This is a genomic window from Sodalis sp. RH19 (assembly GCF_047324215.1).
Taxonomy (GTDB): domain Bacteria; phylum Pseudomonadota; class Gammaproteobacteria; order Enterobacterales; family Enterobacteriaceae; genus Acerihabitans.
On record NZ_CP178734.1, the window covers coordinates 3018529 to 3044604 of the forward strand.

The window sequence follows — 26076 nt, forward strand, 5'->3', positions numbered from 1 at the left end:
ATCTTAAACCATCACCGGTATATTTTGACTTCTTTACCCATTATTGCGGTTTAAAATCAATTGGCGCATTTTTGAATACTTCATAAACGGCCTGGCTTGGCGGTTTCGGTATTTTAGCCAGTTTCGCCGCCGAGACAGCCGCCTGGCATAAGGCCGGGTCGCCCCCTTCGGAAGAGACCGAGATGACCATGCCATCAGGAGCCAGCTTCAGGCGCAACACACATGTCTTGCCGGCGAATGAAGGATCGCTGTAAAACTTCGCTTCGATGGCCGCTTTAACCTGACCGGCGTAACTATTTATTTCCGCGCCCGACGCCCCGCTCTCCTTGCTCGCGCCCGTGCCTTTCGGCTTACTGCCCCCGGTTGGCCCGCCGCCGGCTTTGGGCGCGTTTTTCGAATCGGTCAAACCACCCAGTAAATCATCGACTTCATTAGACTCTTTTGCAGCGGCGGCGGCGGCGGCTTTTTTCGCATCCCCGGCCGCTTTTTTAGCTGCTGCTGCGGCGGCCTTGGCTTCAGCCGCGGCGGCGGCTTTATCCTTGGCGGCCTGTTCGGCCTTGGCCGCCGCGGCGGCGTCCGCTTTTTCCTTGGCCGCTTCGGCTTTGGCGGCGGCCGCTTTGGCCGCGTCGGCCTTGGCGGTGGCCGCCGCTTTTTCGGCGGCGGCGGCTTTGGCGGCTTCCGCCTTGGCGGCCGCCGCTTCCGCGGCCGCTTCTTTTTTCGCGTCTTCTACGGCTTTCGCCTTGGCGGCCTGCTCGGCCTTGGCCTGCGCTGCCGCGTCAGCCTGCTTTTTCGCCGCCGCAGCAGCCGCCGCGGCCTGTTTACTGGCCTCGGCTTCCGCCTGTTTTTTCGCTTCGGCGGCGGCTTTGGCCTGCTGCGCCGCCTCGGCCTTGGCCTGGGCTGCCGCGGCTTCCGCCTGTTTCTGCTGTTCCTTGGCCTGCTGGGTGGCGGCTTCCGCCTGCTGCTTTTGTTCCGCCGCCTGTTTAGCGGCTTCCGCGGCCTGTTTTTGCTGCTCCGCCTGCTGTTCTTTCTGCTGCTGCGCCGCTTCCTGCGCCGCCAGCCGATCTTTTTCCAATTCTTTCAGGCGCTGCTGCTCGGCGGCCTGCTTTTGCTGCAGCTCTTCCGCCTGCTGTTGCGCCTGTTTTTCCCGCAGCTGCGACGCGCGCTGAGCGTCCGTCTGCTGCTGCTGTTGACGGTTATACTGCTGCACCACGGCACCGGGATCGACCATAACCGCGTCGATGGACGAGCCGCCTCCGCCGCCGCCACTGGATTCGAGAGTCTGCGTGTAGGAACTCCAGACCAGTAACCCGATCAGGAGAATATGCAGAACAATCGAAATAATAATGGCGCGTTTGAGCTTATCGTTCTGTTCGGTTGCCTTTACCACAATCGATTCCCACAAACAGATTTGCCAGTTAAATCGCGCATGATCAGCATGCCGTTAAATGGGCTGGGTCATCAGGCCCACCGACTTCACGCCGGCCTGATGCAGCAAATTCAGCGCCTTGATAATCTCATCATAAGGCACGTCTTTCGCGCCGCCGATAAGGAATACCGCTTTGGGATTGGCCGTAATGCGCGAGCGCGCCTCGGCCACCACCTGCTCCGGCGGCAACTGTTCCATACGGTTGTGATCCACCACCAGGCTGTACTGGCCAACGCCCGATACTTCGACGATCACCGGCGGATTATCATCGCTGCTGACCGCTTTTGAATCCGTCGCGTCGGGCAAATCCACCTCGACGCTCTGGGTGATAATGGGCGCCGTCGCCATGAAAATCAACACCAGCACCAGCAGCACGTCAAGCAGTGGAACAATGTTAATTTCCGACTTAATTTGATTCCGACCACGTCTGCGGGCCATGTTCTCCCCTCCTTCTACTTAGCGCTATCGCTGCTGGCGAAGGCCTGGCGATGCAGGATGGCGATGAACTCTTCGGTAAAGTTGTCGTAGTTCTGGTCCAGCTTGTTCACGCGCTGGCTAAGGCGGTTATAGGCCATCACCGCCGGAATAGCGGCGAACAGGCCGATGGCCGTGGCGATCAGCGCTTCGGCGATACCGGGAGCAACCATTTGCAGGGTGGCCTGCTTAACCGCGCCCAGGCCGATAAAGGCATGCATGATGCCCCAGACGGTGCCGAACAAGCCGATATACGGGCTGATGGAGCCCACGGTGCCGAGGAAAGGAATATGGGTTTCCAGCGCTTCCAGCTCGCGGTTCATGGAAATCCGCATGGCGCGCGAGGCGCCTTCCACCACCGCTTCAGGCGCATGGCTGTTGGCGCGGTGCAAACGGGCGAATTCTTTAAAGCCGGAATAAAAAATCTGCTCGGATCCCGTCAGCACGTCGCGGCGGGTCTGGCTTTCCTGATACAAGCGGGACAATTCAATACCGGACCAGAATTTGTCCTCAAAGGCTTCCGCCTCGCGGGTGGCCGTGTTTAAAATACGGGTGCGCTGGATGATGATCGCCCAGGATGCAATGGAAAAGCACATTAAAATCAACATGATCAGTTTAACCAGAAAGCTTGCTTTCAGGAACAGATCAAAAATGTTCATGTCAGTCACTGCTTGAACTCCGCGACAATAGACTTAGGAAGCGCGACAGGCTTCATTTGGTGTAGATCAATACAGGCTATCAAAACATCCGCCTGGCTGAGAAGTTGCCCTTCAGCGTTCAGGATGCGTTGCGCAAAAGTCAGAGAGGCACCGCGCATTGAGACGATTTCACTTTCCACTTGCAGCAAATCGTCCAGACGCGCTGAGGCGAGATAGTCCACCGTGATGCGCCTTACCACAAACGCGATATTCTCGCTGAGGAAGGCATGCTGATGGAAATTATGCTGGCGCAGCATTTCGGTACGGGCCCTTTCGTAAAAAACCACGTAGCGTGCGTGATAAACCACACCCCCGGCGTCCGTATCTTCATAATAGACGCGTACCGGCCATCGGAATAACGTATTACTCACTGTACATCCCAGCAACGCAAAACAACGGTGCTTACTATACGCAAGAGCAACACCGTTTGGAATGGATTACCTCGGATGAATGAAAATAATTATGGATAAAGCGGGCACCGGCGCCGCGTGGGACGGGCAATGTAAAGAATATAGCGCAAGTGCTGACAAAAAGACCCGGCATTATACCCGTTGTGTTAATGAAATGCGGGAATAGTGAAATAACCTATTGCGGCGACGGGCTTTATTCGCAAAGGCTTTGCGGTGAAATGCGGTCGCTGAAACAACGCTAAAAACAGCGTTGTTTCGCTTGGCTGTTTAGAGAAATAAATAACCCAGCGCGATGGCCAGCACCACTATCGCCGCCAGCGGCAAAAACGCCAGCCGCCATCCCCATCGGCGCGCGCGAAAACCCACGCCGTGGATAACGCCTGCGCATACCGCCCAGACAATCAGCAAATTATGCCAGGCGGTGAGCGAACTGGTGGTGGAGGCAAAACGCGCCGGCATCCAGAAGACGCAGCCGGCAAGCGCCAGCGCCATGATAAGCGACAGCAGCCGCAACGGGCTGCTGTCGGTCAGGCGGTAGAGGAAATCGGTAACGGACCTGATCACTTCAGGTCGTTCTCTACCCGCTCACCGTCGGACCCGACGACGCCCGGCTGGCTATCTTCATGATGCTCCAGCGCGAGGGCCGTAATAATACCGAAGGCGCAGGCAAGCAGCGTTCCTAATATCCAGGCAAAATACCACATTTTTCAGCTCCTTCCTCAGTACAGCGTATGCGCGTTTTGTTCGATATGCTCTTTGGTAATGCGGCCATACATCTTGTAATAACACCAGATAGTATACAGCAGCACAATCGGCACAAAGATAACGGCGACGATGGTCATGACCTTCAGCGTTAGCAGGCTCGAGGTGGCGTCCCATACCGTCAGGCTGGCTTCCGGCATGGTGCTCGACGGCATGATAAACGGAAACAGGGTAACCCCCGCCGTCAGGATGATGCACGCCACGGTCAGCGATGAGAAAATAAACGCCCATGCGCCTTTGCCGAGCCGGGAACACAGCAAGGTCAGCAGCGGCAATACTACGCCCAGCGCGGGAATCGCCCAGAGTAGCGGGAAGCTGTGATAATTCGCCAGCCACGCGCCGGCTTGGTGCGCGACGGTTTTATTCAGCGGATTGGACACGGCGTTGGTATCGATGACCGAAGTGATGGTAAAACCGTCGATGCCGTTAACCAGCCACACGCCGCCCAGCAGGAATGCCACCATGGATACCAGGCTGCTGATTTGCGCGACGGTACGCACCCGCACCAGCAGATCGCCGCTGACGCGCATTTGCAGATAGGTCGCCCCCATGCCGATAAACATCGCCAGGCTGACAATGCCCGCCAGCAAACCGAAGGGGTTCAGCAATTGAAAGAAATTGCCGGTATAAAACAGGCGCAGGTATTCATCCACGTGGAAAGGTACGCCCTGCAGCAGGTTGCCGAAGGCGACGCCGATCACCACCGGCGGCACGAAACTGCCAATAAAGATGCCCCAGTCCCACATGCCGCGCCAGCGCGGATCTTCTATCTTGGAACGGTAATCAAAACCCACCGGGCGGAAAAACAGCGAAGCCAGCACCAGGATCATGGCGATATAAAAGCCGGAAAACGCCGCGGCGTACACCATCGGCCAGGCGGCGAACAGCGCCCCCCCGGCGGTGACCAGCCAGACCTGGTTGCCTTCCCAGTGCGGGGCGATGGTATTGATCATCACCCGGCGTTCGTTATCCGTTCGGCCAAGGAGGGGCATCAGCATGCCGACGCCCATATCGAAACCGTCGGTTACGGCAAAGCCTATCAGCAGGACACCGATGAGCGCCCACCAGATTAAGCGTAATACTTCATAGTCAAACATGGCGTAGGCTCCTGTTAATAGACTTTCTGCGTGGCGAGCGTCGGCTGCTCGAAATGATAGCGGCCGGTATGCAGGCTGCTAGGCCCCAGGCGCGCATATTTGAACATCAAATACATTTCGGCCACCAGGAACAGGGTATAGAGTCCGCAGATAAGCCCCATGGAGAACAGGATATCGCCGGCGGTCAGGCTGGAATTGGCCACCGCGGTCGGCAGTATTTCGCCGATGGCCCAGGGCTGGCGGCCGTACTCCGCGACAAACCAGCCGGCTTCGATGGCGATCCAGGGAATGGGAATGCCGTACAGCGCGGCGCGGTGCAGCCACGGCCGTTGACCGATACGGTTACGCACCACGCTCCAAAAGGACATGGTGATGATAAGAAGCATCAGCACGCCGCCCAGCACCATGATGCGGAAGGAGAAGTACAGCGGCGCCACGCGCGGGATAGAGTCGTTGGTGGCGCTCTGGATCTGCTCTTCGGTCGCGTTGGGGATGTCATCCGTATAGCGTTTCAGCAGCAGGCCATAGCCCAGATCCTGTTTTATCGCGTTGAACTGGGCGCGCGCCGCCGGATCGGCATGGCCGCCGCGCAGCTGCTGCAACAGCTCATAGGCTTTCATGCCGTTGCGGATACGGATCTGATGCTGCACCATCAGATCCTTGATGCCGGTCACCTGGCGATCCGTCGAACGGGTCGCGATAATGCCCAGGGCAAAAGGGATCTGGATGGAGAAGTTATTGCGCTGGATGGACTGATCGGGAATGCCAAACAGGGTAAACGCGGCCGGTGCCGGCTGTGTTTCCCATTCCGCCTCGATGGCCGCCAGTTTGGTTTTTTGCACGTCGCCCATTTCATAGCCGGATTCATCACCCAGCACGATAACCGACAACACCGCCGCCATGCCGAACGCCGCCGCGATGGCGTAAGACCGTTTGGCGAAGGCGATATCCCGGCCTTTAAGCAGGTAATAGGAACTGATGCCAAGGACAAACATGGCGCCGGTACAGTAGCCCGCGGCCACGGTATGCACGAATTTTACCTGCGCCACCGGATTGAGCACCAGATCGGCGAAGCTGACCATTTCCATACGCATGGTTTCATAGTTGAAATCCGACGCGATAGGGTTTTGCATCCAGCCGTTGGCCACCAGTATCCACAGTGCGGACAGGTTGGAACCTAACGCCACCATCCAGGTAACCGTCAGATGCTGCGTTTTGCTCAGGCGATCCCAGCCGAAGAAGAACAGGCCGACAAAGGTGGACTCCAGGAAGAAGGCCATTAATCCTTCGATGGCCAGCGGAGCACCAAAAATGTCGCCGACGTAGTGGGAAAAATACGACCAGTTGGTTCCGAACTGGAACTCCATGGTCAGCCCGGTGGCTACCCCCAAGGCAAAGTTGATACCAAACAACTTGCCCCAGAATTTAGTCATATCTTTATAGATTTTTTTGCCGGACAGGACGTACACCGTTTCCATGATGGCTAATAAAAACGCCAGCCCCAGGGTGAGTGGGACAAACAGGAAATGGTACATCGCCGTTAGGGCAAACTGTAACCGTGACAGTTCGACGACATCAAACATGTTGACTCCTTGCTCCTCGCAGGATGGTTCCCACGTGCGGTAATCTGGCGCCCTGGCGAAACAAAGCGACGCAACAACCCGCGGTGAATAATAAAGAGTTTATAATTGTTCCCGACAATCGGTTCGGCCGGCCAAAAAACAACGCCCAGGCGTCTAAGCGGTAAACCGACGACGGATTTTAATGAAACGCACTAACCGGATTTAAACCAACCATATAGTACCCCTCAACTTACTCAGGATAAATACCTTTTTTCGTGATGCAGGTTAGGAAATCACCTCTCGATCAAATCCGGCCTTACCCGACATCGGCAGTAAAATTGCGCCAGCGCAAGTTATCCTGATTTGAACATAAAACGCCATCAAAAATCATTGATTTATCGCAATTTTTCACCACGTATGTTAAATATTGTTATTTATTTATTCTATAAAAGCGTTAATGTTAAAAAACTGTAATTAATAAGATCGCGAAATTAAGTTAAAAGAAAATAAAACCCAAGGGATATTTTTTATTTGTTACGTTAGCATTATTGGATGGCCTAATCATGCAATAGAAGCGCGCTATGATAATGATGAATTTAATTTGCAATAAATGTGATGAGGCGACGAATAAAAAAAGGAAGTGACAGATGCTTCGGGCGAGGGCGCCAATACGATGATACGGCTAATGCATCATGCTGCACGGCGGGCGGCGGGAAACGGCGAGGAGGTTGTGCACCTCGATCCGGCGATCGGGCATAAAAGCCGCCTACAATGTACGCAGCGCCTGCATAAACCGCCTTATTTTACAGTCGGTATCGGCAAACCCCCGTTGCAGGTTCTGCTCAATGCACAGACCCGAAAAAAATACCGACACCATTTCCGCCAGGATCTCCGCGTCGGTGCGCGTCTCCTCCGCCCTGATATTCTCCACCAGCAGCGGGCGTATCGTTTCACGCAGTTGCGTAATGATGTCGATGGCGCCGGCCGGCAACAGCGCGAATTCACGCATGGAGTTAACCGCCAGACAACCTTGAGGGCAAACGCTATCCTGAGGCTCCGGGGAGCCGCAGGACAATCGCAAAAACGCCTCGATATTGCCCCAGCCCTGGGGGCGGGCGCTTAAGGCCGCATGCACGGCGCGCCGATCGATATAGTGGCGCAGACACGCCAGGAACAGGTCGTCCTTATCCCTGAACTCGGCGTAAAGGCCGGATTTATTCACCCCGCTCGCCTTTTCGAGATGCGCCAAGGTGGTACCGGCGAAGCCGTGCCGCCAGAAGACGGGGATCACCTTCTCCAGCACACCCTCACGACTGAATTTTTTTTGTCTGCCCATGGCGCCCATTATGCCTAACTGAACCGACCAGTTCAATTAGTTCCATAGCGCGCCAGACCCGCCAACGCCGCGCCTAAAGCAGACGTGTTCAAGGGAGAGCGTGGCAATGGGGCCGAATCAGGCGTGGTGTTTCCGCCCGACCGGGCGCCCCATGGCACGGTATGCCCGCCAACACCGATCTCAACGCGGCATGTTAAAGGGAGAACGTGCCAATGGGGTCGAATCGGGCGTGCTTTTCCCGCCCGACCGGGCGCCCCATGGCACGGTATGCCCGCCAACATCGATCTCAACGCGGCGTGTTAAAGGGAGAGCGTGCCAATGGGGTCGAATCGGGCGTGCTTTTCCCGCCCGACCGAGCGCCCCATGGCACGGTATGCCCGCCAACATCGATCTCAACGCGGCGTGTTAAAGGGAGAGCGTGCCAATGGGGTCGAATCGGGCGTGGTGTTTCCGCCCGACCGAGCGCCCCATGGCAGGGTATGCCCGCCAACATCGATCTCAACGCGGCGTGTTAAAGGGAGAGCGTGCCAATGGGGTCGAATCGGGCGTGCTTTTCCCGCCCGACCGAGTGCCCCATGGCACGGTATGCCCGCCAACATCGATCTCAACGCGGCGTGTTAAAGGGAGAGCGTGCCAATGGGGTCGAATCGGGCGTGGTGTTTCCGCCCGACCGAGCGCCCCATGGCACGGTATGCCCGCCAACATCGATCTCAACGCGGCGTGTTAAAGGGAGAGCGTGCCAATGGGGTCGAATCGGGCGTGGTGTTTCCGCCCGACCGAGCACCCCATGGCACGGTATGCCCGCCAACATCGATCTCAACGCGGCGTGTTAAAGGGAGAGCGTGACAATGGGGTCGAATCGGGCGTGGTGTTTCCGCCCGACCGAGCACCCCATGGCACGGTATGCCCGCCAACATCGATCTCAACGCGGCGTGTTAAAGGGAGAGCGTGACAATGGGGTCGAATCGGGCGTGGTGTTTCCGCCCGACCGAGCGCCCCATGGCATGCTAGGACCGCCAACACCGATCCCAAACAAACGTGTCAACGGGCGCGGCGCACTTATGACAACAGGGTTTTCAGCGCGGTGCCAATCTCCGCCAGACTGCGCACGGTTTTTACCCCGGCCGCTTCCAGCGCGGCGAATTTCTCGTCCGCCGTGCCCTTGCCGCCGGCGATAATCGCCCCGGCATGCCCCATACGCTTGCCTTTGGGCGCGGTAACGCCCGCAATATACCCCACCACCGGTTTAGTGACATGATCCTTGATATAGGCGGCGGCTTCTTCTTCCGCGCTGCCGCCGATTTCCCCGATCATCACAATCGCCTCGGTCTGCGGATCCTGTTCGAACAATTTCAGGATATCGATAAAGCTCGAGCCGGGGATCGGATCGCCGCCGATACCCACGCAGCTGGACTGCCCCAGCCCGGTATCGGTGGTCTGTTTCACCGCTTCATACGTCAGGGTGCCGGAACGCGACACAATACCGACCCGGCCCGGTTTATGGATATGGCCGGGCATAATACCAATCTTGCATGCGCCGGGGGTGATAACGCCCGGGCAGTTCGGCCCAATCATCCGTGAGCCGCTCTGTTCCAGCTTGGCTTTCACCACCAGCATATCCAGGGTCGGAATACCCTCGGTAATGCAGATAATCAGCTCAATGCCGGCGTCCACCGCCTCGAGAATGGAATCTTTACAAAACGGCGCGGGCACATAGATAACCGAGGCGGTAGCGCCGGTTTTTTCCACGGCCTCACGCACGGTATTGAACACCGGCAGGCCCAAATGCTCCGTGCCGCCCTTGCCCGGCGTGACGCCGCCAACCATCTTGGTGCCGTAGGCCAGCGCCTGCTCGGAGTGAAATGTGCCCTGGCTGCCGGTAAATCCCTGGCAGATAACCTTGGTATTTTTATCGATTAAAATGGACATTATTTTCCCTCCACCGCGGCAACCGCTTGTTGTGCCGCATCGGTCAGACTGGTGGCGGCAATGATATTCAGGCCGCTCTCGGCCAGGATTTTAGCACCCAGCTCGGCGTTGTTGCCTTCCAGACGCACCACCACCGGCACGTTGACGCCCACATCCGCCACCGCGCCGATAATGCCTTCGGCAATCAGATCGCAGCGCACGATGCCGCCGAAAATATTCACCAGCACCGCTTTGACGTTTTCATCCGACAAAATGATCTTAAAAGCCTCGGTAACGCGTTCCTTGGTGGCGCCGCCGCCCACATCCAGGAAGTTGGCCGGCGAACCGCCGTGCAGTTTAACAATATCCATGGTGCCCATGGCCAGGCCGGCCCCGTTCACCATACAGCCGATATTGCCGTCGAGCGCCACGTAGTTCAGTTCCCACTGCGCCGCCTGGGCCTCGCGGGCGTCTTCCTGGCTCTTATCGCGCATTTCCCGCAGCTCCGGCTGGCGGAACAGGGCATTGCCGTCGGCGCTCAGCTTGCCGTCCAGGCAGACCAGATTGCCTTCCTTGGTGATAACCAGCGGATTAATTTCCACCAGCGCCAGGTCCCGCTCCAGGAACAGCGCGGCCAGGCCCATGAAGATTTTGGTGAACTGCCCGACCTGCTTGCCCGACAAGCCCAGCTTAAACGCCAGCTCGCGGCCCTGGAACGGCTGGGGGCCGGTCAGGGGATCGAGGGAAACCTTATGAATCAGGTGCGGCGTCTCTTCCGCGACTTTTTCAATTTCCACGCCGCCTTCGGTGGAGGCCATAAAGACCACGCGCCGGGAACCGCGATCAACCACCGCGCCCAGGTAAAGTTCCTTATCGATATCGGTTGCCGCTTCCACCAGGATTTGGTGGACCGGCTGGCCCAGGGCGTCCGTTTGATAGGTCACCAGGCGTTTGCCCAGCCAGTGTTCGGCAAAAGCGCGGATTTCTTCCTTGCTGTTAACGACCTTGACGCCGCCGGACTTGCCGCGGCCGCCGGCGTGAACCTGGCATTTTACCACCCAGGGACCGGCGCCGATCTTGGAGGCGGATTCTTCCGCTTCCCGTGGCGTGGTGCACGCAAAACCCGTGGGGGCAGGCAGACCATACCGAGCAAACAGCTGTTTTGCCTGATATTCATGTAAGTTCATGATGTTGTTTCCATCTTCGTCTGGGAGTGTCGGCGGCGGCGCACTTCAGCCGCCCTCGAGTGGTGCTTTCCGTAGGCGCCATGGCGCTACGTCCCGCAGGCAACCTGCCGGCCGCGGCCCGGGGATTTCCCGGCCCGCGGCCGACGATTGCTATACATCAAGCAATAAGCGCGTCGGGTCTTCCAGCATCTCTTTGACCGTGACCAGGAAACTTACCGATTCCTTGCCGTCGATCAGACGGTGATCGTAGGACAGCGCCAGGTACATCATCGGCAGGATAACCACCTGGCCGCCCACCGCCATCGGCCGATCCTTGATGGCATGCATGCCGAGGATGGCACTTTGCGGCGGGTTGATAATGGGCGTAGACATCAGCGAACCGAATACGCCGCCGTTGGTAATGGTAAAGTTGCCGCCGGTCAGCTCTTCCACTTTCAGCTTGCCGTCGCGTCCCTTAACCGCCAGTTCCTTTATGGCTTTTTCAATATCGCCCATGCCCAGCGCGTCCACGTCGCGCAATACCGGCGTGACCAGCCCGCGCGGAGTGGATACCGCGATGCTGACGTCAAAGTAGTTATGGTAGACCACGTCTTCGCCGTCGATAGACGCGTTAACTTCCGGGAAGCGCTTCAGGGCTTCCACCACCGCTTTAATATAGAAGGACATAAACCCGAGGCGGATGCCGTGGCGTTTTTCAAAGCCATCGCCGTACTGCTTGCGCAGATCCATAATCGGCTTCATGTTGACCTCATTAAAGGTAGTCAACATGGCGGTGCTGTTTTTGGCTTCCAGCAGCCGCTCGGCGACCCGTTTGCGCAAACGGGTCATCGGCACGCGTTTTTCGCTGCGGTTGCCCAATCCGGCAACCGCAGGCTCCGGTGCCGGCGCCTTGGCAACCGGCGCCGCGGCGGGAGCCGGTTCGGCTTTTTTGGCGACCAGGTGTTTGTCCACATCCTCGCGGGTGATGCGCCCGCCGACGCCGCTGCCTTTAATCTCTTCGGCTTTCAAATCATGTTCGGCGATCAGGCGGCGAATGGCCGGACTCAGCGCTTCGTTATTTTCTTCCTCCAGGCCGGCGGTGTAGCGCTGCGCCGGGGTGGATTCCTTGCTCTGCGCTTTTTCCGAGGTTTCCTGGCCGGAACTGTCGCCGGGACGCAGGCGTCCGAGCACCTGGCGGGAGGTGACGGTAGCGCCTTCATCCTCGAGCAGGGCATCCAGCACGCCCGCCTCGGGCGCGGGAACTTCCAGCACCACTTTGTCGGTTTCGATTTCCACCAGCACTTCGTCACGCTGGACGCTATCGCCGGGCTTTTTATGCCAGGTGGCGACGGTTGCATCGGCAACCGATTCAGGAAGATCGGGAACCAGAATATCTACGCTACTCATTATCTATCCTTATATTTAATTAACGTTCAGCGCGTCATTGACCAGATTTTTTTGTTGTGTCTGGTGCACGGACAAATACCCAACCGCCGGCGAGGCGGAAGCCGGGCGTCCCGCGTAACGTAGCGATGCACCCGGAGTAATCACCTCAAGGAAATGATGGTGGCTGCAATACCAGGCGCCCTGATTAAGCGGCTCTTCCTGGCACCAAATAAAGTCCTGGACATGGGCAAAAGGTTGCAGCGCATCCCGCACCGCCTGGTGCGGGAACGGGTATAGCTGCTCGATACGCACGATGGCCACATCCTGCTGCCCGTTCTTGCGCCGTTGCTCCAATAAATCATAATAAACTTTACCAGAACAGAGCACGACGCGCTTGACGCCCTGGGGATCCAGGTCGTCGATTTCGCCGATGGCGGGCAGGAAGCTGCCGTACGCCATATCCTCCAGCGAGGAGATGGCCAGAGGATGACGCAGCAGCGACTTCGGCGACATCACAATCAGCGGCCGACGCATATTACGCAGGGCCTGGCGCCGTAGCATATGATAAATCTGCGCCGGCGTGGAGGGGACGCAGACCTGCATATTCTGTTCGGCGCACAGCTGCAGATAGCGCTCCAGGCGGGCCGAGGAGTGCTCCGGCCCCTGCCCTTCATAGCCATGGGGCAGCAGCATCACCAGCCCGCACATCCGTCCCCATTTCTGCTCGCCGGAGCTGATGAATTGATCGATCACCACCTGGGCGCCGTTGGCGAAATCGCCGAACTGCGCTTCCCAGATCACCAGGGTGCGCGGCTCGGCGGTGGCATAACCGTACTCAAACGCCAGCACCGCTTCCTCCGACAGCACGGAGTCCCATACCCGGAAGGTGCCCTGGCCATTGTGCACATGCGCCAAAGGCGTATAGGTGGAGCCGTTTTTCTGGTTATGCACCACCGCGTGGCGATGGAAGAAGGTGCCGCGCGCGGTATCCTCGCCGGACAGGCGGATCGGCACGCCCTCATCGACCAAAGTGGCGTAAGCCAGGGTTTCAGCGCCGCCCCAGTCGAAAGGCTTGCTGCCGGCGGCCATCAGGGCGCGATCGCTATAGATTTTGGCCACCCGCGGCTGCATTTCCACGCCTTCCGGCACTTCACTGATTCGGCGGGCCAGCTCCTGCAGGCGTTTGGGCTCGACTTCGCTGGGATAGGCTTCGTCCCAGTCGTGATTGAGGAAGCGCTGCCAGGTAAAGGAGTGCATATTCATCGGCCGCCACTCTTTTACCACGCACTCGCCGCGGTCGAGCGCGTCGCGATAGAGATTCACCATCTCGGTCGCGTCTTCCAGGGTGGCGACATGATCGCGTTCCAGGCGATCGGCATAAATCTTGCGCGGCGTCGGGTGTTTCTTGATCTTATGGTACATCAGCGGCTGCGTGGCGCTGGGCTCGTCCGCCTCGTTGTGGCCGTGGCGACGATAGCACACCAGATCAATCATCACGTCGCGCTGAAAGGTATTGCGGAAATCCAGCGCCACGCGGGTCACAAACGCCACCGCTTCGGGATCGTCGGCGTTGACGTGGAAAATCGGCGCCTGGACCATCTTGGCGATATCGGTGCAATACTGGGTGGAACGGGCATCATGGGGATTGGACGTCGTGAAGCCGACCTGGTTGTTGACCACGATACGCACCGTGCCGCCAACGTCATAGCCACGCGCCTTGGACATGTTCAGGGTTTCCTGCACCACGCCCTGCCCGCTGATGGCCGCATCCCCGTGCAGGGTTATCGGCAGCACCATCTTGCTGCTTTGCTCGCCGAGCCGGTCGATACGCGCGCGCACCGAACCGCCCACCACCGGGCTGACGATTTCCAGATGCGACGGGTTGAATGCCAGGGCCAGATGGACGATGCCGCCCTCGGTCTCCATGTCGGAAGAAAAACCCTGGTGATACTTAACGTCGCCGGTGCCCAAATGTTCTTTATGCTTGCCGGCGAATTCGTCGAACAGGTCCTGCGGTTTTTTGCCGAGCACGTTGATCAGCACATTCAGCCGGCCGCGATGGGCCATGCCCAGCACCACTTCCCGGGTGCCGTTCTTGCCGGCATAACGGATCATTTCCTTCAGCATCGGGATCAGCGCGTCGCCGCCCTCAAGGGAAAAACGTTTGGCGCCGGGGAATTTGGCGCCCAGATAGCGCTCGATGCCTTCGGCCGCCGTCAGCTCGCTCAGGAACCGTTTCTTTTCGTCGCGATCGAAACTCGGCTGCCCCACCACCGATTCGATATGCTGTTGGATCCAGCGTTTCTCCTCGGTATTGGTAATATGCATATATTCGGCGCCGATGGAACCGCAATAGGTGCGTTTCAGCGCGTCATACAGGTCGGCCAGCTTCATGGTTTCCTTGCCGATGGCAAAGGAACCGACGTTGAAGGTTTCCTGGAAATCGGCTTCCGTCAGATTATGGAAAGCCGGATTTAAATCAGGCACCGTTTCCTGCTTCCATAATCCCAGCGGATCAAGGTTGGCATGCTGGTGGCCGCGGAAACGGAACGCATTGATAAGCTGCAGGACTTTAACCTGTTTGGAGTCATTGTCCGGGTCGTTGACCGAAGACGCATAACGGGTTGCGTCCTTAGCCAGGCGCCGGAAATAATCCCGGGTTTTGGAGTGAAGCTGATCGGGGCTGACGCCGGCGGTGGGCAGCTGTTTAAAAATCGAACTCCAGCTGTCGTCCACGGAGTCAGGATCCGTTAAAAAATCTTCATAGAGCTGCTCTATGTAGGACTGGTTCGCCCCCGCCAGGTAGGAGGAATCCAGCCAGGCCTTCATTGCGCCGTTCTGCATTATGATCCCTTAAGCTTGTTAGCTTCAGTTTTCGCCGTGGTTAACATGTAACGTATTTGCCTTTACTATCAGGCGCTATGCTGTACCAGCAAGCTCTTGATATGCCCGATGGCTTTGGTCGGGTTCAGTCCTTTGGGACATACGCTGACACAATTCATGATGCTGTGGCAGCGGAATACGCTGAAAGCATCGTTCAATTCATCCAGCCGCGCCGCCCTTTCGGTGTCGCGACTGTCAATCAGGAAACGGTAGGACGCCAGCAGGCCGGCCGGACCGATAAATTTATCCGGGTTCCACCAGTAGGAGGGACAAGAGGTCGAGCAACAGGCACAAAGAATACATTCGTATAATCCGTCCAGTTTTTCGCGCTCCTGCGGCGTTTGTAAATGCTCCCGGGCCGGTGGATTCCTGCCGTTATTCAACAGGTAAGGTTTAATCTTCTCATACTGGGCATAGAACTGGCCCATGTCCACCACCAAATCACGCACCACCGGCAACCCGGGCAGCGGACGGATGATCACTTTTTTATCGCCTTTGCGCAGGGCGGACAGCGGGGTGATGCAGGCCAGGCCGTTCTTGCCGTTCATGTTCACGCCGTCGGAGCCGCAGACGCCTTCGCGGCAGGAACGGCGAAACGCCAGGGTCGGATCCTGTTCCTTCAGCTGGATGAGCGCATCCAGCACCATCATGTCGTGGCCTTCGTCCACATCCAGCTGGTAGTCCTGCATGCGCGGCTTGTCGTCGACATCAGGATTATAGCGATAAACCGAAATTTCAACTTTCATTACGTAAGCCCTCTGCCTTTAGTAGGTACGCACTTTCGGCGGGAACGCCGGGCGTAATGTCGGCTGCATATTCACCTCGCGGCGGGTCATGGTGTCGCTTTCCGGCAAATACAGGCTGTGGCACAGCCAATGCTCGTCATCCCGATCCGGGAAATCGAAGCGGCTGTGGGCGCCACGGCTTTCCGTGCGGTAATTGGCGGCCACCGCCGTGGAATACGCGGTTTCCATCAGGTTATCCAGCTCAAGGCATTCCACGCGTTGGGTATTGAATTCGGTGGAGGTATCGTCCAGGCGCGCGTCATTAAGCCGCTCGCGGATGGTTTTCAGCTCGGCCAGGCCCTTGGCCATGGCATCGCCTTCGCGGAACACCGAGAAATTATTCTGCATGCAGGCCTGCAGCGCCTTGCGGATATCCACCGGATTCTCGCCGGTGCGATTGTTGTTCCAGCGGTTGTAGCGCGCAAGAGACGCGTCGATATCGTCGTCGCTGGCATCGCGAAACGCCCCCTGCTCCGCCAGGGATTCCTGCAGATGCATGCCCGCCGAACGGCCGAACACCACCAGATCCAGCAGGGAATTGCCGCCCAGGCGATTGGCGCCGTGTACCGATACGCAGGCAATTTCACCCACCGCGAACAGGCCGGGGATCACCACGTCGTTGCCCTGGGCGTCCACCGTTACCGCCTGTCCGGTGACTTTGGTGGGAATGCCGCCCATCATATAGTGGCAGGTGGGGATAACCGGGATCGGTTCTTTGATAGGATCGACGTGGGCGAAGGTACGGGATAATTCCAGAATACCCGGCAGGCGCGATTCCAGGACTTCCTTGCCCAGATGATCGAGCTTGAGCTTGACGTGCGGCCCCAGCGGGCCGTCACAGCCGCGTCCCTCGCGGATCTCGATCATAATGGAACGGGCGACCACGTCGCGGCCGGCCAAATCCTTGGCGTTCGGCGCATAACGTTCCATAAAGCGTTCGCCGTCCTTGTTGAGCAGGTAACCGCCCTCGCCCCGGCAGCCTTCGGTGACCAGTACCCCGGCGCCGGCGATGCCGGTAGGATGGAACTGCCACATTTCCATATCCTGCACCGGCACGCCGGCGCGAAGCGCCATGCCGATACCGTCGCCGGTATTGATATGGGCGTTGGTGGTGGATTGATAGATGCGCCCGGCGCCGCCGGTGGCCAGAATGGTGGCCTTGGCCTTGAAATAGACCACTTCGCCGGTTTCAATGCACAGCGCGGTGCAGCCGACGAAGGCGCCGTCCTGGTTTTTCACCAGATCGAGCGCATACCATTCGGAAAAAATGGTGGTATGGTTTTTCAGGTTCTGCTGGTACAAGGTGTGCAGCAGCGCGTGGCCGGTACGATCGGCGGCGGCGGCGGTACGCGCCGCTTGCCCGCCGCCATAGTTGAGCGACTGGCCGCCGAAGGGGCGCTGGTAGATGCGGCCGTCGTCCAGACGGGAAAACGGCAGCCCCATATGCTCCAGTTCCAGCACCGCTTCCGGGCCGGTCTTGCACATATATTCTATGGCATCCTGGTCGCCGATATAGTCGGAGCCCTTGACGGTATCATACATATGCCATTGCCAGTCGTCCTCATGGGTATTGCCGAGGGCGACGGTAATGCCGCCCTGGGCCGACACCGTATGGGAACGGGTGGGAAATACTTTGGAAACCAGGGCGCAGGAGAGGCCCATTTGGGAAATCTGCAGCGCGGCGCGCATGCCGGCTCCGCCGGCCCCGACGACTACAGCGTCAAATTCTCTTACTGGCAAACTCATTTACGCACCCCACACCACGACGGTTCCATAAAGTAAATACACCAACAATACGATCACAATCGCCAGTTGCAGCAACAGGCGCAGCGCCAATACTTTGATGTAATCCGTTAATACCTGCCACATGCCGATCCAGGTATGCACCAGGACGGAGAACAGGGTCAGCAGGGTAAAGACTTTCGTCATGGGTAAGGCGAAAAAACCGCGCCAGACATCGTAGGTCAGGCTGTCGGCGAAAACGACGAACCCAAGCAGGTAGATGATGTACAGGCAAATTACGATGGCGGAAGCGCGAACCAATAACCACTCATGAACTCCGTTACGTCCCAGTGCCGAAGCATTGCTTACCATACGAGTACTCCCGCCAGTATTGACAGCACAATTGTGATCACAAATGTAACATTTGCCGTTAATTTACCCATGGCAAATGTTTCGTCCAGATAGCCGAAATCCATCAGCATGTGGCGAATTCCGCCGATGACGTGATACGCCAGCGCGGTTAAAATGCCCCAAATAATGAATTTGACGAAGAAGCTATCCATGATGGCGGCGGCCTGGGCGAAACCTTCGGCGGAGGAAAGCGACAATCCGAGGATCCAGAGCAGAATGCCGACGGCCACAAACGTGATGACGCCACTGGCACGGTGGAGAATAGAAGCTATCGCAGTAACAGGAAACTGGATCGTTTGCAGATCCAGGTTGACAGGCCTTTGTTTTTTCACGGTTTTGCCCACACAGCTATTATTATTTTTCCTTCCTCCGGTCCTGGGTGGATTCAGACAGCGTTAAGGCTAACCATGACACGTCATGTGCTCAATAAACAAATCCCTTGTGCTTAAATGACGCGTTAAATAACGCTGGGTGCTCCTACAACAGGGACTTCCGGAGACCTTTGTGAAGTATATGGCTTTCACATAATGATTACAATTACCCTACAATTTGTTTGGTAACATTTAGGCTGTTTAGTGACCTGGGTCACGAATTTTACAATTACCTTAAATCTATATAACCGCATTGACAAAAAAGCAACAATTCAATTACAAATGGCGCGGCGGATATGCTATAACCGATGCAAGTAATGGCCGAGACGCTTTCGCCGCGACAAAGATTATGCAACAGTGTGAAGCGAGTCTTAAACTTCGCGGTTTAGACTTCCGTTAAACTAGCTAAAATTAATATCAGTAAATCTTCAACAACCGGGAACCGCCGTTCTTTCATCCTGAACGGGAATAACTTGCATCATCCTCACGCTCTGTGCCCTGCATTGCATTAAGTCGGAGCGACGGACTGACAATAAAAGCGCAAGGCCCCGCGGGCATGCCGGTATTCCACGGTGGGAGATTTATCATAAAAGCGCTAAGGAGATTGTAATGGCAGACAATAAAGCGACGCTGAACCTACCCGGTGAAGCGCCAATCGAACTGGACGTATTGACCGGAACCCTGGGTGCCAAAGAAATAGATATCCGCACCCTGGGCGGCAAAGGTTATTTTACCTTTGATCCCGGCTTTACCTCCACCGCATCCTGTGAATCTAAAATTACCTATATTGACGGTGACGAAGGCGTTTTATTGCATCGTGGCTATCCTATTGATCAACTGGCACTACACTCCAATTTTCTTGAAGTCTGCTACATCCTGCTGAACGGCGAAGCGCCGACCCGGGAGCAGTATGACGAATTCCGCGATATCGTCACCCGCCACACCATGGTGCATGAGCAGATTACACGTCTGTTCAACGGCTTTCGCCGCGACTCGCATCCGATGGCGGTATTATGCGGCGTGACCGGCGCGCTGGCGGCTTTTTATCATGATTCGCTGGACGTTAATGTCGAGCGCCACCGCGAAATAGCGGCGTTCCGTTTATTGTCCAAGATGCCCACGGTTGCCGCGATGTGTTACAAATATTCCATCGGCCAGCCGTTTGTGTATCCACGTAACGATCTTTCCTATGCCGGTAATTTCCTGCATATGATGTTCTCCACGCCGTGCGAGGAGTATGTGGTTAATCCTGTCCTGGAACGCGCGATGGACCGTATTTTGATCCTGCACGCGGATCACGAGCAAAACGCCTCCACCTCCACCGTGCGTACCGCCGGTTCGTCGGGCGCCAATCCGTTCGCCTGTATCGCCGCGGGTATCGCGTCGTTATGGGGCCCGGCTCATGGCGGCGCCAACGAGGCGACGCTGCGGATGCTGGAAGAGATCTCAAGCGTCGAGCATATTCCGGCGTTTATTGAACGCGCCAAGGATAAAAACGACTCTTTCCGTCTGATGGGCTTCGGTCACCGGGTTTACAAGAACTACGATCCGCGCGCCACTGTGATGCGCGAGACCTGTCATGAAGTGCTTAAGGAACTGAAGCTGTCTGACGATTTGCTGGCGGTGGCCATGGAGCTGGAGCATATTGCCCTGCATGATCCGTACTTTATCGAGAAGAAGCTGTATCCGAACGTGGACTTTTATTCGGGTATTATCCTGAAGGCCATGGGCATTCCGTCGACCATGTTTACCGTGATTTTCGCCATGGCGCGTACCGTGGGCTGGATTGCCCATTGGAAGGAAATGCATGACGACGGCGTTAAGATTGCGCGTCCGCGTCAGCTGTATACCGGGTATGATAAACGCGAATTTACATCGCAGATCAAATAAGTCTGGCGAGCCATGGGCGCTGGATCGGGCGGGAACACTACGCCCGGTTCGGTCCCACTGGCACGGTCTCCCTTGAACACGTCTGCTTTGAGCCCGGTGTTGGCGGGCCTACCGCGCCATGGGGCGCTCGGTCGAGCGGGAACACTACGCCCGGTTCGGTCCCACTGGCACGGTCTCCCTTGAACACGTCTGCTTTGAGCCCGGTGTTGGCGGGCCTACCGCGCCATGGGGCGCTCGGTCGAGCGGGAACACTACGCCCGGTTCGGCCCCACTGGCACGGTCTCTCCTGAACACGTCTGCTTTAAGCCCGGTGTTGGCGGGCCTACCGCGCCATGGGGCGCTCGGTCGGGCGGGAACACCACGCCCGATTCGACCCCATTGGCACGGTCTCCCTTGAACACGTCTGCTTTGAGCCCGGTGTTGGCGGGCCTACCGCGCCATGGGGCGCTCGGTCGGGCGGGAAAACCACGCCCGATTCGACCCCATTGGCACGCTCTCCCTTGAACACGTCTGCTTTGAGCTCGGTGTTGGCGGGCATACCGCGCCATGGGGCGCTCGGTCGGGCGGGAATACCACGCCCGATTCGACCCCATTGGCACGCTCTCCCTTTAACACGTCTGCATTGAGTCCAGCGTTAGCGGACCTGGCATGTCAGACGCCGCTTACGCGGCGTTTTTTTATGGTTTAGCTGAGCGCGCCGCTGCTAATCTTCGCATCTTGCTCGGTTTGCAGCGCGGTGCGGATGGCAATGTCCAATCCCATCGTTATGATATCCGCCGCCATGCTGGGCGCATCGGCCAGCGCCGCCGCCTGCTGCGGCAGGTAGGGAGTATGGATAAATCCTCCCCTAGCGCCATAGTCCAGTTGGGCCAGGCGATGCAGCAGGCCGTACATCACATGGTTGCAAACATAGGTACCGGCGCTTTGCGATACCTCGGCCGGGACGCCCGCATCACGCATGGCCTGGACCATGGCTTTGATGGGTACGGTGGCGAAATAGGCCGCCGGTCCGCCGTTAATGATCGGCTCGTCGATGGGCTTCTGTCCGAGGTTATCGGCAATGCGCGCATCGTCGATATTAATCGCCACACGCTCCACCGACAGGCGTGCCCTGCCGCCCGCCTGCCCCACCGCCAGGATAAGCGCGGGCCGGTGGCGATCAATCAGGTCGTTAAGCATGTGCACCGAGCGGCCATAGACACAGGGCAGTTGACAGGCGATAACGGTGGCGTCGCCAAGGCGACGTTGATGGAATTGTTTTACCACTTCCCACGAGGGATTGATCTGTTCGCCCCCAAAAGGCTCAAAACCGGTCAGCAGGACGGTTTTCATACTCCACTCCCTCGTATTGTCGACGACTATCAGCACCGCTATTTTTCAACAGAGTATTTTTTTATCGCTGTTTATCTTGTCATTTTTTCAGGGCCGGCGCTTAGCCCGTTACATCATAAAGTAGAGCAGGAAAATATTGACCGCCAATAGCGTTAAGCCGGTGGGTATTTGCGCTTTGATCACCGCATAGCGGTCGGGTAATTCCAGCAGCGCCGCCGGCACCAGGTTGAAATTGGCCGCCATAGGCGTCATCAGAGACCCGCAGTAGCCGGAAAACATGCCGACCGCCGCCATCACCGCCGGGTTGCCGCCGTGCTCAAGCACCAGGATCGGGATACCGATGCCGGCGGCCACGATGGGAAACGCCGCGAAGGCATTGCCCATGATCATGGTCAGCGCCGCCATGCCCACCGCAAATACCGCCACCGCGATAAAACGGTTATTTACCGCCAGATAGGTTTCGGTGAGGTGCGCAATCGCGCTGCCGACGCCGGCGCTGGTGAACAGCAGCCCGAGGGTGGCGAGGATCTGCGGCAGGATAAAGGCCCAGCCGATGGAATCAAGCAGACGCCTGGCCTCCTGTACCGACTGGAGCGGCCGGTCGTGGGTATACCTCAGGGCAAGAAGCAGGCCGATGATACAGCCGCAGGTCATGGAAAACAGCGTCACCAGGGTGGCGTTATTGCCGGTGCCGAACAGCCCGTGCTGTAGCGCGGGAAGGTTATTGAACAACAGTACGCCAGCCACCGTCACTACCGGGATAACCAGCGCCGGAATAAACAGGCGATTGCCCAGACGGCGGGCGCTTTCTTCACGCTCTTGCGCGCTGCGCCGATGATAGCCGCCCAGCCGTACCCCGCCGAAACCGGCAATCAGCGCCATCAGGATCACCAGCACGCCGACGCCGATATGCAGCGCGCGCTGCGCATCGGCTCCCGGCCCAAGAAACCGCGCCGTCAGCGCATAGCTCCAGTCGCCAACCAGGAACACCAGCCCGTAAAGCCCCCAGAAAACGCCCGTCAGCCAGCGCCGGGGGTTGGCTTTGTCGCGCAGCGACATCACCGCGACAATCAGCAGCACTACGCCCGCCAGCCAATAGAGATAGTTTTGTTGAAACGTCATTTTTCGCTCCCCGCCGACTGTAATGCGGCCTGGTTGAGCGCCGTGAGCTGTGCCGCCAGGCGCTGGTCCATGCGCCTGAGGCGAAACGCGTGGATCAGGAAGGCGAAGATGGCGGTGGGCACGCCATACAGGGCGATATGCAAGGGTTCGGTCTGGATGCCAGCCGATTCCAGCATAAAATTGTGCATGAAAATAATGGCGCCGAAGGCGACAAAAATATCCTCGCCAAAAAATAACCCGACGTTATCGGTGGCGGCCGCCATGGCGCGCAGGCGGTAGCGTACGTCCTGCGGCAAATCGCCATAGCGGTTTTCGCAGGCGCCTTCGGCCATCGGCGCCAGCAGCGGGCGCACCATTTGCGGATGACCGCCCAGGCTGGTCAGGCCCATGGCCGCCGTCAGTTCGCGCGCCAGTAAATACACGATCAGCAGCCGCCCGGCGGTGGCGCGCTTGATTTTGGCGATCCAGTGCTGCGCATGCTCCTTTAAGCCATGACGCTCCAGCAAACCGATTACCGCCAGGGGGATCAATAAAATAAACGCCAGGTTACGGGTGGCTAAAAATCCCGAACCGAGTTTTTCCAGGATGACGGTGATGGGCATATGCGCCGCAAGGCCGGTAATGACGCCGGCGATAATGACTACCAGCACAGCGTTCACGCGCAGCAAAAATCCTATGATAATCGCCAGGATGCCCAATAAAGGCCAAAGGTTTACCGCCTGTTGCATGATGAGATCCTCGAAGACGAATAAAAAGAATGAGTGGCACAACGGGCCCATGGGCGTCAGATTACCAATAAATCAGCGGCGCGGGAGATAGGGAATACCTATAGAAGACAAGAGGGTAATAACGCGGCGCCGCTGATCCGGCGGCCATCCCTGGTCAGCGGGGCAAGCGCGCGGTCATGACGCGGCGATGGGGATGCCCTGGTCGAGAAAACAGGCGTGTATGCGCCGGGCAAACGCCAGCGCGTGGGGGCCGTCGCCATGCAGGCAGACGGTATCCGCCCGCAGCCTGATCCACTCGCCCGCAGGCGTGCGGACCCGGTTCTGGCGTACCATCTCCAGCGTACGCGCCAGGGCCTGGTCCGGGTCGGTAATCAGCGCGTCCGGCTCGCCGCGAGGCACCAGGCTGCCATCCCGGCGGTAATGGCGATCGGCGAAGACCTCGTGCCTGACGGTAAGCCCCAGGCGCTCGCCGGCCTTGATCAGTTCGCTCCCCGCCAGGCCCACCAGGCGCAGGGATGGGTCGACGTCTTTGACCGCGCGGGCGATGGCCTGCGCCAGGGCCGGATCGCGCGCGGCCTGGTTATAGAGCATGCCATGCGGTTTGACATGGACCATACGCCCTCCCTGCGCACGGGTGATAGCCGCAAGCGCGCCCAGTTGATACACCACCTGGGCATAAACGGTTTCCGCCGGCAGCGCCATCGCGCTGCGGCCGAAGTTTTCGCGATCCGCAAAGCTTGGGTGGGCGCCGATGGCGACGCCATAGCGCAGCGCCCAGGTTACCGACTGGCGCATGGTGTCCGCATCGCCGGCATGAAATCCACAGGCGATATTGGCCGAGCTTATCAGCTGCAGCAACGCTTCATCGTGCGCGCCGCCTTCACCCAAATCGGCGTTGAGATCCATTAGTTCACCTTTGCGTGTGTTCCGGCCGGCGGCGTAGACGGTACCTCCTGCTGCCGGGTAAGTTCAAGCTGCCAGGCGATCTGCTCCAGGTAACGCTGCTGATCGAGCCAGGCCCCCTGGGCCTCTTCCAGCGTACACTGGATAAAATGGATCGGCTCGCCCAGGCGGATCTGCGCCAGATGGAACAGATCGGCGGCAATAACGCAGGCAATACGGGGGTAGCCGCCGGTAGTCTGGGCGTCAGCCATCAGCACGATAGGCTGGCCGCCGTGCGGTACCTGCACTACTCCCGGCAGCAAACCATGCGAAAACAGCTCGCGATCGGTATTGCGGATAAGCGTCGGGCCCTGCAGGCGATACCCCATGCGATTGCTTTGGGGGCTGAGCTGCCAGCTGGAACGCCAGAAGGCATCCTGGGAGTCAGCGCTGAATTCACGGTATTCAGGGCCGGGCAACGCGCGCACCCGGTTGCCGAACAGCAGTTGCCTGATACCCATTTGCCGGGTCGGCTGATATCGCGGCTGGCCGGCGCGCAGTACATCGCCGTCGCCAATCATCCGGCCCTGGTGGCCGCCGAATCCCGCTTTCAGATCGGTGCTGCGTGAGTTAAGCACCACCGGCACGTCGAAGCCGCCGGACACCGCCAGATAGCTGCGCATGCCGTGTTTCGGCGTTCCCAGCTTCAATGTCTGGCCAGGTTGGACCTTGAAGCGCCAGCCGGTCCAGACCGGTTGGCCATCCAATTGCGCATGGCAATCCGCGCCGGTCAGGGCCACCCAGCCCGAGGCGGTAATATCGGCACTGAATTGGCCAAGGGTAATTTCCAGCACGGCGGCTTGCGCGTCATTGCCCACCAGCAGATTGGCCATTTGCATGGCCGGCAGATCAAGCACCCCGCCCTGGCTGATGCCAAGGTTACGGTAGCCGGTGCGCCCCCCGTCCTGGACGGCGGTCATCATGCCGGCGTGTATAACCTTCAACATACGCCCTCCTTTTGCGGCACGAAGCGCACATTATCACCGGGCAGCAGCAGCGTCGGCGATGTGTTCAGCGGGTCAAACAGCTTAAGCGGCGTGCGGCCGATAATTTGCCAGCCGCCGGGTGTGGCCAGCGGATAAACCCCGGTCTGTTTACCACCGATGCCGACCGACCCCGCCGGTACGGACAAGCGCGGCTCGGCGCGGCGAGGGACGGCCAGGATCTCCGGCAATTCGCCCAGATAGGGAAATCCCGGCTGGAAACCCAGAAAATAGACGATATACGCCGCGCCCGCATGGCGCTCCACCACCTGCCGCGGCGACAGGCCGGTTTGCTCCGCCACCCAGGCTAAATCCGGGCCGCTTTCGCCACCGTAAACCACCGGAATCTCCACCTCGCGCGCTTCGGGAATGATGGCATCGCTCTCTTCCCACCACATTTGCAAACGCTCGATGGCATCCAGCGCCGACTGCTGGGGATGGGTCAGCAGCACGGTGAGATTATTCATGCCGGGAATGGCCTCGCGCACCTCGTCGTGGTGCGCCAGACGTGCGGCCAGCCCCCAGATCCGCCGCTGGCTCGCCAGGGTAACCGGGGGTTCCAGCTCAAGCACCACGGCGCGCTCACCTAATAAATAACATCTAGCCCGTTGCAACCAGACCTCCTGAAGACCTGTTTCGGCGCCGGCTACGGTTTCGCTATGTACTTTTTAAGAAAATTATA

The 26076-nt window shown here is 58.3% G+C and carries 23 protein-coding genes and 1 pseudogene; 1 reads left to right on the forward strand and 23 read right to left on the reverse strand.

Annotated elements, in window-relative coordinates:
• Positions 1-40: 40 nt before the first annotated feature.
• From tolA to sdhC, 17 genes and pseudogenes are all read right to left on the reverse strand, one after another.
• Positions 41-1387 carry a cell envelope integrity protein TolA gene (gene tolA / locus ACL2XF_RS13715; protein ID WP_410016036.1) on the reverse strand — a complete coding sequence of 449 codons (1347 nt, stop codon included), beginning with the start codon at positions 1385-1387 and terminating at the stop codon, positions 41-43.
• 54 nt (positions 1388-1441) lie between these two features.
• Complete coding sequence (tolR, locus tag ACL2XF_RS13720; RefSeq protein ID WP_410016037.1) at positions 1442-1864, reverse strand: colicin uptake protein TolR; 423 nt, start codon at positions 1862-1864, stop codon at positions 1442-1444.
• A gap of 14 nt (positions 1865-1878) precedes the next feature.
• Positions 1879-2568, reverse strand: a complete 690-nt coding sequence (gene tolQ, locus ACL2XF_RS13725) for a Tol-Pal system protein TolQ (RefSeq protein ID WP_331121173.1) — start codon at positions 2566-2568, stop codon at positions 1879-1881.
• Positions 2565-2969, reverse strand: coding sequence for a tol-pal system-associated acyl-CoA thioesterase (ybgC, locus tag ACL2XF_RS13730; protein ID WP_410016038.1), 405 nt, complete (start codon positions 2967-2969; stop codon positions 2565-2567). Before ybgC ends, tolQ begins: the two co-directional genes overlap by 4 nt.
• A 306-nt stretch (positions 2970-3275) precedes the next feature.
• Positions 3276-3569 (reverse strand): cyd operon protein YbgE, encoded by a 294-nt coding sequence (gene ybgE, locus ACL2XF_RS13735; protein ID WP_410016598.1) that lies wholly within the window; start codon positions 3567-3569, stop codon positions 3276-3278.
• Between the two features lie 44 nt (positions 3570-3613).
• Positions 3614-3712, reverse strand: a pseudogene (cydX, locus tag ACL2XF_RS13740) (cytochrome bd-I oxidase subunit CydX); the annotation flags it as partial.
• A gap of 15 nt (positions 3713-3727) precedes the next feature.
• The gene (cydB, locus tag ACL2XF_RS13745; RefSeq protein WP_413722318.1) at positions 3728-4867 is read right to left on the reverse strand and encodes a cytochrome d ubiquinol oxidase subunit II; all 1140 of its coding nucleotides are present in this window, start codon (positions 4865-4867) and stop codon (positions 3728-3730) included.
• A 14-nt stretch (positions 4868-4881) separates the two neighbouring features.
• Positions 4882-6450 carry a cytochrome ubiquinol oxidase subunit I gene (gene cydA / locus ACL2XF_RS13750; RefSeq protein WP_413727044.1) on the reverse strand — a complete coding sequence of 523 codons (1569 nt, stop codon included), beginning with the start codon at positions 6448-6450 and terminating at the stop codon, positions 4882-4884.
• A gap of 745 nt (positions 6451-7195) precedes the next feature.
• Positions 7196-7765: a TetR/AcrR family transcriptional regulator gene (locus tag ACL2XF_RS13755; protein WP_413727045.1), complete on the reverse strand. Its 570-nt coding sequence runs from the start codon at positions 7763-7765 to the stop codon at positions 7196-7198.
• A gap of 1059 nt (positions 7766-8824) precedes the next feature.
• Positions 8825-9694: a succinate--CoA ligase subunit alpha gene (gene sucD / locus ACL2XF_RS13760; protein WP_410016042.1), complete on the reverse strand. Its 870-nt coding sequence runs from the start codon at positions 9692-9694 to the stop codon at positions 8825-8827.
• Entirely contained in the window at positions 9694-10860 is a 1167-nt protein-coding gene (sucC, locus tag ACL2XF_RS13765; RefSeq protein WP_410016043.1) for an ADP-forming succinate--CoA ligase subunit beta, read from the reverse strand. Before sucC ends, sucD begins: the two co-directional genes overlap by 1 nt.
• Positions 10861-11010: 150 nt before the next feature.
• On the reverse strand, positions 11011-12246 hold the full coding sequence (gene odhB / locus ACL2XF_RS13770; protein ID WP_413722314.1) for a 2-oxoglutarate dehydrogenase complex dihydrolipoyllysine-residue succinyltransferase: 1236 nt from the start codon (positions 12244-12246) through the stop codon (positions 11011-11013).
• Between the two features lie 15 nt (positions 12247-12261).
• Positions 12262-15069, reverse strand: coding sequence for a 2-oxoglutarate dehydrogenase E1 component (sucA, locus tag ACL2XF_RS13775; protein ID WP_410016045.1), 2808 nt, complete (start codon positions 15067-15069; stop codon positions 12262-12264).
• A gap of 68 nt (positions 15070-15137) precedes the next feature.
• A complete protein-coding gene (locus ACL2XF_RS13780; protein ID WP_410016046.1) occupies positions 15138-15854 on the reverse strand; it encodes a succinate dehydrogenase iron-sulfur subunit in 717 nt (238 codons plus the stop codon).
• A gap of 18 nt (positions 15855-15872) precedes the next feature.
• Positions 15873-17639 carry a succinate dehydrogenase flavoprotein subunit gene (gene sdhA / locus ACL2XF_RS13785; RefSeq protein WP_413722313.1) on the reverse strand — a complete coding sequence of 589 codons (1767 nt, stop codon included), beginning with the start codon at positions 17637-17639 and terminating at the stop codon, positions 15873-15875.
• The gene (gene sdhD / locus ACL2XF_RS13790) at positions 17640-17987 is read right to left on the reverse strand and encodes a succinate dehydrogenase membrane anchor subunit (RefSeq protein WP_410016048.1); all 348 of its coding nucleotides are present in this window, start codon (positions 17985-17987) and stop codon (positions 17640-17642) included.
• Entirely contained in the window at positions 17981-18370 is a 390-nt protein-coding gene (gene sdhC / locus ACL2XF_RS13795; RefSeq protein ID WP_413722312.1) for a succinate dehydrogenase cytochrome b556 subunit, read from the reverse strand. The genes sdhD and sdhC overlap by 7 nt, the downstream gene beginning before the upstream one ends.
• Positions 18371-19006: 636 nt before the next feature.
• On the opposite strand from sdhC, the gene ACL2XF_RS13800 reads away from it, so the two are divergent.
• Complete coding sequence (locus tag ACL2XF_RS13800; protein WP_410016050.1) at positions 19007-20287, forward strand: citrate synthase; 1281 nt, start codon at positions 19007-19009, stop codon at positions 20285-20287.
• 684 nt (positions 20288-20971) lie between these two features.
• Here ACL2XF_RS13800 and pcp read toward each other — a convergent pair.
• From pcp to pxpB, 6 genes are all read right to left on the reverse strand, one after another.
• Entirely contained in the window at positions 20972-21619 is a 648-nt protein-coding gene (pcp, locus tag ACL2XF_RS13805) for a pyroglutamyl-peptidase I (protein WP_413727046.1), read from the reverse strand.
• A gap of 108 nt (positions 21620-21727) precedes the next feature.
• Positions 21728-22741, reverse strand: a complete 1014-nt coding sequence (locus ACL2XF_RS13810) for a DUF979 domain-containing protein (RefSeq protein WP_413727047.1) — start codon at positions 22739-22741, stop codon at positions 21728-21730.
• A complete protein-coding gene (locus tag ACL2XF_RS13815; RefSeq protein WP_413727048.1) occupies positions 22738-23469 on the reverse strand; it encodes a DUF969 domain-containing protein in 732 nt (243 codons plus the stop codon). The genes ACL2XF_RS13810 and ACL2XF_RS13815 overlap by 4 nt, the downstream gene beginning before the upstream one ends.
• A gap of 174 nt (positions 23470-23643) precedes the next feature.
• Entirely contained in the window at positions 23644-24375 is a 732-nt protein-coding gene (pxpA, locus tag ACL2XF_RS13820) for a 5-oxoprolinase subunit PxpA (RefSeq protein ID WP_410016054.1), read from the reverse strand.
• The gene (gene pxpC, locus ACL2XF_RS13825; protein WP_413727049.1) at positions 24375-25358 is read right to left on the reverse strand and encodes a 5-oxoprolinase subunit PxpC; all 984 of its coding nucleotides are present in this window, start codon (positions 25356-25358) and stop codon (positions 24375-24377) included. Before pxpC ends, pxpA begins: the two co-directional genes overlap by 1 nt.
• The gene (gene pxpB, locus ACL2XF_RS13830) at positions 25352-26008 is read right to left on the reverse strand and encodes a 5-oxoprolinase subunit PxpB (protein WP_413727050.1); all 657 of its coding nucleotides are present in this window, start codon (positions 26006-26008) and stop codon (positions 25352-25354) included. The genes pxpC and pxpB overlap by 7 nt, the downstream gene beginning before the upstream one ends.
• Positions 26009-26076: the final 68 nt, after the last annotated feature.

Excerpts from the sequence above, each read along its gene's own strand:
- tolR (WP_410016037.1), bottom strand. The coding sequence starts at position 1,864 with ATGGCCCGCAGACGTGGTCGGAATCAAATTAAGTCGGAAATTAACATT.
- cydB (WP_413722318.1), bottom strand. The coding sequence starts at position 4,867 with ATGTTTGACTATGAAGTATTACGCTTAATCTGGTGGGCGCTCATCGGT.
- cydA (WP_413727044.1), bottom strand. The coding sequence starts at position 6,450 with ATGTTTGATGTCGTCGAACTGTCACGGTTACAGTTTGCCCTAACGGCG.
- ACL2XF_RS13755 (WP_413727045.1), bottom strand. The coding sequence starts at position 7,765 with ATGGGCAGACAAAAAAAATTCAGTCGTGAGGGTGTGCTGGAGAAGGTG.
- sucD (WP_410016042.1), bottom strand. The coding sequence starts at position 9,694 with ATGTCCATTTTAATCGATAAAAATACCAAGGTTATCTGCCAGGGATTT.
- sucC (WP_410016043.1), bottom strand. The coding sequence starts at position 10,860 with ATGAACTTACATGAATATCAGGCAAAACAGCTGTTTGCTCGGTATGGT.
- odhB (WP_413722314.1), bottom strand. The coding sequence starts at position 12,246 with ATGAGTAGCGTAGATATTCTGGTTCCCGATCTTCCTGAATCGGTTGCC.
- sucA (WP_410016045.1), bottom strand. The coding sequence starts at position 15,069 with ATGCAGAACGGCGCAATGAAGGCCTGGCTGGATTCCTCCTACCTGGCG.
- ACL2XF_RS13780 (WP_410016046.1), bottom strand. The coding sequence starts at position 15,854 with ATGAAAGTTGAAATTTCGGTTTATCGCTATAATCCTGATGTCGACGAC.
- sdhA (WP_413722313.1), bottom strand. The coding sequence starts at position 17,639 with ATGAGTTTGCCAGTAAGAGAATTTGACGCTGTAGTCGTCGGGGCCGGC.
- sdhD (WP_410016048.1), bottom strand. The coding sequence starts at position 17,987 with ATGGTAAGCAATGCTTCGGCACTGGGACGTAACGGAGTTCATGAGTGG.
- ACL2XF_RS13800 (WP_410016050.1), top strand. The coding sequence starts at position 19,007 with ATGGCAGACAATAAAGCGACGCTGAACCTACCCGGTGAAGCGCCAATC.
- pcp (WP_413727046.1), bottom strand. The coding sequence starts at position 21,619 with ATGAAAACCGTCCTGCTGACCGGTTTTGAGCCTTTTGGGGGCGAACAG.
- ACL2XF_RS13810 (WP_413727047.1), bottom strand. The coding sequence starts at position 22,741 with ATGACGTTTCAACAAAACTATCTCTATTGGCTGGCGGGCGTAGTGCTG.
- ACL2XF_RS13815 (WP_413727048.1), bottom strand. The coding sequence starts at position 23,469 with ATGCAACAGGCGGTAAACCTTTGGCCTTTATTGGGCATCCTGGCGATT.
- pxpA (WP_410016054.1), bottom strand. The coding sequence starts at position 24,375 with ATGGATCTCAACGCCGATTTGGGTGAAGGCGGCGCGCACGATGAAGCG.
- pxpC (WP_413727049.1), bottom strand. The coding sequence starts at position 25,358 with ATGTTGAAGGTTATACACGCCGGCATGATGACCGCCGTCCAGGACGGG.